This is a genomic window from Pseudomonas sp. GL-RE-26 (assembly GCF_019956275.1).
Taxonomy (GTDB): Bacteria; Pseudomonadota; Gammaproteobacteria; order Pseudomonadales; family Pseudomonadaceae; genus Aquipseudomonas; species Aquipseudomonas grandcourensis.
The window spans coordinates 1-8,443 of record NZ_JAHBDI010000062.1 but is presented as its reverse complement, the minus strand read 5'-3'; the positions used below and the strand labels follow the sequence as shown (position 1 = coordinate 8,443).

Here is an 8,443-nt window from a genome sequence, read left to right as displayed (position 1 = left end):
GCCCAGCCAGTTGCTCTTGACCTCGGGGAAGTCGATGGCGACGGTGTATTGCCCGGTGCGCGGGTCGACACCGCCTTGCAGGCTGCTCATGAAGCCAAAGGCCTGGGAGTGCACGGTTTTGGAAGTGGTCATTTAATGATCCTCAATTATTTACTTGGTTAGAATCTTCAAGGTGTTGTCGTTGAGGAAGGTGGTGGTGCTGCTGAAGTGATGATTCTGATACAGGAGATTTTGTCTAAGTTGTCGCCATCATCGGATGGCATTAAATCGACCATTTGCAAGCCGGGTTCAACAATTTGTTTCGCTGTGAATGTCGCCAGATACTGGATTTCTTGAATTGAAGTGCTAGTTTGTTTTTTGATTGTTTTTAATATAAACCATGGACCTTCGCCGGATGTGTTCCAGCAGTTTCTGTTATTGGTGATAAAAATTGTGGTGGCTGAAGGTACTTCCGCCAATTGGACTGTGCGGGCTTTGTCGTTCCAGTCTTTACATAGGACGGGGTCGTTGACAAAAGAATAAGTTTTTGATTGGCCCGGCTCAGGCACAGGCAAGCTACAAATCTTATTATCCTTGTCTCTGAGTATGACCGTGCCTGTTGCTGATACGGCGGCGCCAGAATATACAAGGCTGCTCGCCAGCAATAACCCGAAAGTAACTGCTTTCATGTTTTTCATGAGGGGGGTCTCGTCGTGTGTGATATTTCAGCCTGACGTTATCATCGAACGATCGACCTGAAACCTAGCAGTTCTGTTAGTTGTTTGTGTATTCGAAGGTGGCGTACATTCGAGAGTTGGCTCGCCCGTCAGCCCATGAAGTGCTGGTTTCTGAGCAGGGTTGAACGTCGAAAAATAGCGATATCAACAGGTTGCCTGGGCAAACTGAATGCCAAGTTAAAAACGGTGCCGGCACGTAAAAAGCGCAAGTGTATCGTCAAAGTCAGCAATGGCAACCTAGCAGTTCTGTTAGTGGTCAGTTCGCTGGTTTTGGCGTTAATGTGAAGTTCAGTCTTTTATTGAACTCATATAATCAAGGTACAAAAAATGGCGGCTTTTAACCCGCGTCCTGTGATCAAGGATCTACAGCCCGGCGACTGGATTGATCTGGACAAATTGGGCACCGGCCCACTACTGACTTATATCAAGTACGACAGTATCGAGATCGGCGACGTGCTGTGGCCGAACTGGCGAGGGTGTGGTGCAAACGGTGAGGTGTCCGACTGCGCCGGTGCCCGTGTGAACGTGACGGAGGGAGGAGGCTATACACCGGAACTCGGCATGCCCGTATCGGTGCCGAACAAGGTGTTCGAGAATATGGATCAGGGGTGGGCGTTTTACTCATACGCCTTGGGTGAGCCTGAAAACCCTGAGATTCGAGGGCCCGAGTCCCTGCGCCAGTTTTGCTATTTGGGCAAACGTGTGGCCAAGAACACCCGCCTACCTGTTCCGCAGATACAGCAATCCCATGATCTGGCACTGGATCCCGACGCGGTAACTTCAACAGGTGCCACAGCCGTGGTCCCGCCGTATCGGGCCATGAGTGTCGCAGATACGGTCATCTTTAAATGGCAAGGGTATTCTGGTGGCAGCCCGGTACCTGTGTATCGAGAAACCAAAGTAATAAGAACCGAGGATCTTGGTCAGCCGCTGATATTCACCGTCCCGTATGTCGAGGTCATTGGTATTACGGGTGAACATGCCGATATCAGCTACCGCGTCGAGTATGTAGACGGAGTGGGTCTGTCGAGTGACTCCGATCAGCAAACCCTGCAAATAGTACCGCCGGTTTCTCCTCCACTCCCTGCTATCACGATCAAGAACTACACTGGTGGCCCGATTAATCCTGGTCATTATCCCGACGGGCTCGTGCTGCAGGTCAAACCTGTATATGCCGGCATTCAGGATGGCGATTGGGGGGTGGTGTACTGGAAGGGTAGCGACAAGGCCAGAAGTGTCACCAAGGCGCAGCGGGTCGATCGTTCCACACTGGACAGCGGCCTCATCGAGTTTCTGATCGAACCCCGTTGGCTGACGGACAATAGCAACGCTCAGGTGACTATTGGCTTCCAGTTTGCGCGCGAAGGCGCCGCACTATCGGCTGAACCACTGCAAGTGGATATCAGCAAACCGTTGTACCTTCCTGCGCCCATTGTCGAGGGCGCTACTGCCGAAGCGGGGGAAAACAACGGGCACCTGGAAGCGAGTACAAGTGGCGCCTACGTCAGCGTTCCTGACGCGGCAGAAGTTGGTTCGGGCAAGGTAGAAATGCATTGGCAAGGGCACCCGAATGGGGGGCGCCACATCGCGTTGACGCCCGTGGGAGGCAACGATAAAAGGTACTTTATTCCGCCCAGCGCCATTGCCGCCAACATGTCGACACTTGAACAGGCGCGTTTTCCAGTGTTTTACCATGTGTTCCCATCCGGTGATGCAGTTGGCGAAGACTCTGGATACTTTAATCTGCGCATCACTCCATTACTGGCCTCGCGCTATCCATTTACCACGTCTCGACAGATTGTCGACAACAAAATGTCGTTGTTCGCCGTGCCTTTAGGTGGTGCGGATCTGGAACTTCACTCTTCGCCACCCCAGGATGCCTGGCCATTCATGGCCCAGGGACAACTATTGACCATGGAGGTCACAGGTGTAACCCAGAGCGGTAATACATCGATTGTTGTGCGCAATGCACTGCCCGTTACCGCGGTTGAATTCCAGAACAAAAAAATAACGGCGAAGTTGCCCAAGGCGTTTCTCAGTACGCTCAAGCTCAATGAGACTTTCACATTAAAGGCAAAAGTCAGTTTTGATGGTGGCGAGACCTATTTCCAATTCAGGGATAGCACGCCGACGCTTGTCCCTTGACAAACACTGCTGCCAATCGACGAACCCAATATTAACCAAAGGATATTTATCATGGAAACCAATAACGTTGAAAGCTTGTTGAATTGGCTGAAAGTGCAACCCCGGACACTCGATTGGGGGGCTGTCATGGCCTATGGGCGCAGCGAAACCAATAAGGTGTTACTGCAGGAGTACATTGAACGTTTTAGTACCAGTAATTATTTGAGACCGATTACCGAAGAGATTCTGGATAATGCAACGCCGACGCAGAAAGAGTTTTTGCACAATTATCAAATGGACGCGCCACGCCTGTCGTTCAAGGATTCCAATCTGAACTCGTCAGCTGCCAGGGCGACCATGCAAGTGGTCGGCGGCTCACACCTGACGTTCAACAAGCCGGCAGGCAGCCAGCAGTGGAGTGTCACCAGGATTGCCCATGAAGATGTGCTGGATGGGCCGCAGTTAGGGTTTGACATCGACCTCCTGGCGACAACCGGTTCGGTGACGTCTGCCGGGCGGGTGGAACTGAATATCTCGACGGGTACCAATTATCGACTGACCTATGTGCAGACCGAGCATTTGCGCAAGGTGGCTGGCCAGCGTATGCAGGAGATCTTCAGGCGCTTGCCGGACGACCAGACAATCTTCGTGTTGAACGAGTTGAAGTTCGAACCGGATCAATTCTTGAAACCGGATAGATTTGTTATCCGCACCCATAACAAAAAGGACTCGGGTGCCAGGTTGTTGGCGGGAGAGGATGAGGGGGAGGGCTCGGTACTGGTATTTGTTGCCTTGGAGGGCGATGCCAACGGTACTGTGCCGGTTGATAATGCGGACCTTAAATACTTACTTCCAGATGGTTATTCGGCCACGGTATTGCTTGGGCATGAGTTGTTTTTCAAAAAGATGTTTGTTGTTGCATTGCAAAAACTAGGTGGGGTGAGCGAAATAAAGTACGACATAGAACGCTCTCCTGATCGAAAAAGAATAGTCAAAATTATCGGCCGCAGTGGCGAGAGGAAGCGGGTCGTAGAGCAGCGTTTCAGCACTGGCGGGATAGACTACGTATCTCCGCAAATAGTTGCGCCAGTACATACTAGTTCGGAACTTGACTATTTTGAGATGAATATTTCTCAAATAGGGTCGTTTTCGTTGGAGTGGAAAGAAGTTCGAATGTTTCACCCCCTGAAATGGACGGGTGGTAACTCGGGTTCTGTGTCTGGAAAATGGAGTCTTGTATATGGATTTGAGTATGATCTTGATACAGGGGGCGAACTTGTAATTCGCGAGGCAGATAAGGATGTCTTGGTTGCTGTAACTGATCAAAGCAGTATCGTGACGCCGGCCCATAAGGTGGCCGTAGAACAAGCCTACACGGGCTGGCTGAGCAAATTTTTCGAAGAAGGCATTGGTGACTTTTTAAGCGCCGTCGAAAATATTAATGTATTTACACTTAACAGTCTTTTGTTTCGCGGCTCTAACGCGGTGAAATTTGAAGACGTTCATTACCCCGCCGACCTGGCCCTCTTCGGCCACGTTGGCCCCACCCAAACCGCCTTCGCCATCACTCAGCTGGAGCCCGTAATCGGCTACAGCGAAACCCTGCAGTTCACCACCGAACCGCCGCGCAGCGATCTGTCCTGGAAAGTCGAGAACATCCTCGGCGAAACCGTTCCCGTAGGTTCCATCGATGCCTCTTCGGGACGTTACACCGCCCCGACTGCCGCCCAGCTTGAAGGCAACTTCGTCCGGGCAAGGGTCACGGCCACGGCAGGCGGCCACACCAGTTCGGCATTGGTCACCGTGATGCGCCGAGGCATCACCGTCAACCCGATGATCCAGATTGCTACCGCTGGTGACCCGTTGGCCTTGGACGTTTCAGCCGGTGCCGTGGACGGTGGGGAGTTGACCTGGACCATTGAAGACCCTTCGTCGGGTGCGGTGGTTAAGCCGAACCCGGCCGATGGAGGGGACCACAGCTACGTGCCGGGCCCCCCAAAAGCCGGAACCGCGCCCACGGTCGACACCCTCGTTGTCCATAACCCACGGACAAAACTGAGTGAGACCGCGCGGGTCCTGGTCCTGCATCGACCGGCCCTCCTTAGCGTGGTGATCGTTGACAAACCTGGGCTGCCGGAACACCAGATCCAACTGGCAATCATGGGAGAGGAGGGCCCGATTGATCCAGGTGATTGGGGTGAGTCTTGGCAGGTGCTGCTGGGTAGCGGATCAGCAGAAATCAATGCCACGACCGGGCTGCTCACGGTAAACCCTGCGGGGCCGGACAAATTCGTGGCGATCACTGTCTTGGCGCCCCCTGCACGCCCTGGGGGGGCCCCCGATGACGGTTACATCATCCTGCCATTGCCCTTGTTCAGCGTGCCGGAAACCCTCCGGATGCTGGGTGCAAATGGTGAGTAATCGGTTGTTCACTGAGAGTAAGGAGATTAGTCATGTCCGTTAATTCATTGGAAAGTTTGTTGACCCGGATGAAAAGGGGAGCGATCACACACGGCTGGGGAGCGGTGGTGGCGTTCGGCCGGGCTCAGCTCAACCGCCTGCTGCAAGAGCAATACCTTGGCTGGTTGCAAGAGGGGCGTTTTATCCCGCCCATCAGCGGTGAGGTGTTCACGGATGACCGAACCGAGTCCATGAAGCTGGACAATTTGATCCTGGGCAAACCTGTCTTGTCATTTGCTTCGGCATCGCTCAATCAGTCCTTCGTGACATTGACCATGAACATTGTCGCGGGGGCCTACACGGCCATCAGTCGTCCTGTGGGTGGTGCTGCGCAACGGTTGTTGTCTGGCTTCAGTATCACCGAAGACATGGGCTACAAGATCCAGATGAAGGTAAGCCTGAACCAGATCGTAGGAGAAGTGGATAAACGAGGTCGGGTTTCGATTGATGTGGCAAGCGACCCTTCGATGTCCTGCAACCTGGGAGGGTTGCCAGGCGTCCAGAAAGTTGTGGCGGCTTTCATTCAAAGCCGCTTGGCGTTGCTGCCGGAAGACCAGCGAATTTTTGAGCTTGGGCTATTTGATCTCAGTGGAAACAACCCGTTGAGCCCGACTCATTTCCACATTCGTACACAGAAAGCGCCGGGTAGCGACAATCCAGAGGATGGCGCCGTGCTGGTGTTCGTTCGCCTGAAAGTCAATGATGAAAACGGCACCATGCCTGTTGAGGGCAGTGACTTCCCTTACTTGGTCCCGGACGATCAGGCCGCTGGAAACGCCTTGTACTCGGCTTCGCTGATATTGAACAAAGACTGGATCGAGTTGCTCGACGATGTGCAGCTCGATGTGCTCAAAAACCTGTTGTTGCCCGGCGAAAATCTTTTTGTAGAAAGCGACAACGGGCGGCATACCCCTCATGATCTGTTGGTGCTGGGCAATATCAAGCCAAGCCCCGAAAGCGTGACCATCGAACCGTCTTTCATCAATCTCAAAGCCGGCAAGACCCAGAAATTTACTGCGCGCAAGAGTGATGGAGGGACGGTCAGTGCCCAGTGGCGCGTCAGCAATCCCGTCAGTCCGCTCTCCGTTGGCAGCGTTACGCCAACCGGCGGTGTCTATACGTCGCCGGCTCCCTCGCGGATCGGCAAGGAACAACAGCCCGTTGTCGTGACTGCGCAGTACGTAATGGGCGGCGTGCAACAGACGAGTTCGGCATTTGTGCTTGGCGTTTTCGAAAGCATGAGCATTTCCCCGCGTGTTTGCACCAGCGCAGTAGGGACCAGCGCAACACCTATTGAACTGGTTGCAAACACGCTGGGTGGGGGGACGTTGCAGTGGCCCACACTGACGCCAGCGGAAGGTACCCTCAGAGTGGTCGATAACAACCACGCCATTTACACGCCACCTGCAGAGCTGACTGAGCAACTGGCACTTCAGACCATCAGGGTCACTGATTCGCTGACCAAGGAAACCATAGACGCGACAATTGTTTTGATGAAGTCAGCCCACACGCTGCCGGTCGATCCACCCTATGTCGCGGCGGTATCTGCTGCGACCCCGATCCCGCTCTACGCCGATCTGGACCCTGCGGATGCGCGATGGACCGTTATCGGCGAAGGCGAAGTGGATGAAAACGGTCTTTTTATGCCGCCGGCGCAACCGGCTTCCCGAGTCAGCGTGGTGCGATGTTCCTATCTGGTTAACGGTTCGGTCAGGGCCAGCGGCCTGAGCATCATCCAGCTCTCCGAACAGATCATGCCTGAACCCACATGGTCGGAACTTCAGGAGTTTTCATTCGAAACCCCCGCTAATTGGGTTGGCCGATGCTTCAGCAATGGTTTTCAACAGATTCCCGTGACCATCAAGATCGAGACCAAGCCTGTGGAGGTCGACGGTCAGCAGGTTTATATACCGGTCAGCGACGCTAACCTTTCGACCCTGCGGCTGGTGGACAAAATATCCAACGCTCCCGTTCCCTTCGTTCACGTTGCCCAGGAGGGCATTGAATACGGCAGCGGTATTTCATGGGCTGCCAGTAAAAAAAGAAATCGTTTCAGACTGTTACCCGCTACGGCGGCGGCACCGGTCAACTCACCGGCATTACCTGCGCCCCAGAATAATGGCGTGCGTTATCGCGAACTCTGGATTCATCTTGCCGCTGAAGGCAGTCGGACTTTTTATGCGCAGTTCACTTCAGATCATGGCATTCAGAATTCTACTGATGATAAAAGCGAGGGTTTTGAAATCACGGTTGAGGGCATAAGGCCGCCAACCCCGGCAATCGATCAATATCTGGTAAAACGTGATCGTGTATGGAAAGATCCGTATGGTCACGATGGACCGCCAACCGACATGTACCCTGACGGGGACGTTTTTAGTTTTTACCGTCAGTCAGTTGATTATTGGCGATTAAGTTATGAACGGCCGGGTCGTGTGCCCGTGCTGTTTTCGACCGCGATCATTGAAAATAATGTTTCGACAGTTCAGTGGGAAAGTGAGCTGATTGATGAAACATACTTTAGTTATACCGGCAGTGCCTTTAATCCGGCCAATTTTGAAAACAGTGACAGCCCCGCTCCGGAAGGACTGTCTTTCGATCCTTATCTTTGGGGGATGATGAGGAATTACAATATAAAATTGGGGGCCTCTTTTATCAAAGATAAACAGCCTGCCCCTGGCGAGTTGATTGTCAGTTTGCATCGAACAGATGATGTGCCGTATTGGTATGACGGATTGGCGAATGGCGATAAGCGCAAGTTATACCGCAAGCACTTGGACCCTGGGCTAAAAGTTGTATTGATAGATGAGGAGGGTAATCGTCATTCGCTATCGATTGCTTTTGAGTCATCCTCATTGCAAGACAGTCGGAATACTTTGGTTTTCAATCGCATTTAGCAGGTCGTGTTATCGAGGGCGGCGGGCTTGCTCATAGAGTAGGCCTGATGTCTTCTTGTTTTCGAAACATTTTAACTGTTTTGATTAATAGTTATTTATTTATAAGGTAGGTATGAAATGACCACTTCCAGTGCCGTGCATTCCCAAGCCTTTGGCTTCATGAGTTACTTGCAAGGCGGTGTCGACCCGCGCACCGGGCAATACACCGTCGCCATCGACTTCCCCGAGGTCAAGAGCAACTGGCTGGGG

At 52.9% G+C, this 8,443-nt stretch carries 4 protein-coding genes; 3 read left to right on the top strand and 1 reads right to left on the bottom strand.

What is annotated here, in order from left to right; translation table 11 throughout:
• Positions 1-167: 167 nt before the first annotated feature.
• Positions 168-677, bottom strand: coding sequence for a hypothetical protein (locus tag KGB07_RS25525; RefSeq protein ID WP_185754876.1), 510 nt, complete (start codon positions 675-677; stop codon positions 168-170).
• Between the two features lie 366 nt (positions 678-1,043).
• Between KGB07_RS25525 and KGB07_RS25520 the strand changes: the two genes are divergently transcribed.
• Genes KGB07_RS25520 through KGB07_RS25510 form a run of 3 tightly spaced genes read left to right on the top strand, consistent with a single transcriptional unit; the run spans position 1,044 to position 8,194 of the window.
• Positions 1,044-2,861, top strand: a complete 1,818-nt coding sequence (locus KGB07_RS25520; protein ID WP_223466906.1) for a hypothetical protein — start codon at positions 1,044-1,046, stop codon at positions 2,859-2,861.
• Positions 2,862-2,912: 51 nt separating this feature from the next.
• Positions 2,913-5,261 (top strand): hypothetical protein, encoded by a 2,349-nt coding sequence (locus KGB07_RS25515; protein WP_223466904.1) that lies wholly within the window; start codon positions 2,913-2,915, stop codon positions 5,259-5,261.
• 32 nt (positions 5,262-5,293) lie between these two features.
• Complete coding sequence (locus tag KGB07_RS25510) at positions 5,294-8,194, top strand: hypothetical protein (protein WP_223466902.1); 2,901 nt, start codon at positions 5,294-5,296, stop codon at positions 8,192-8,194.
• Positions 8,195-8,443: the final 249 nt, after the last annotated feature.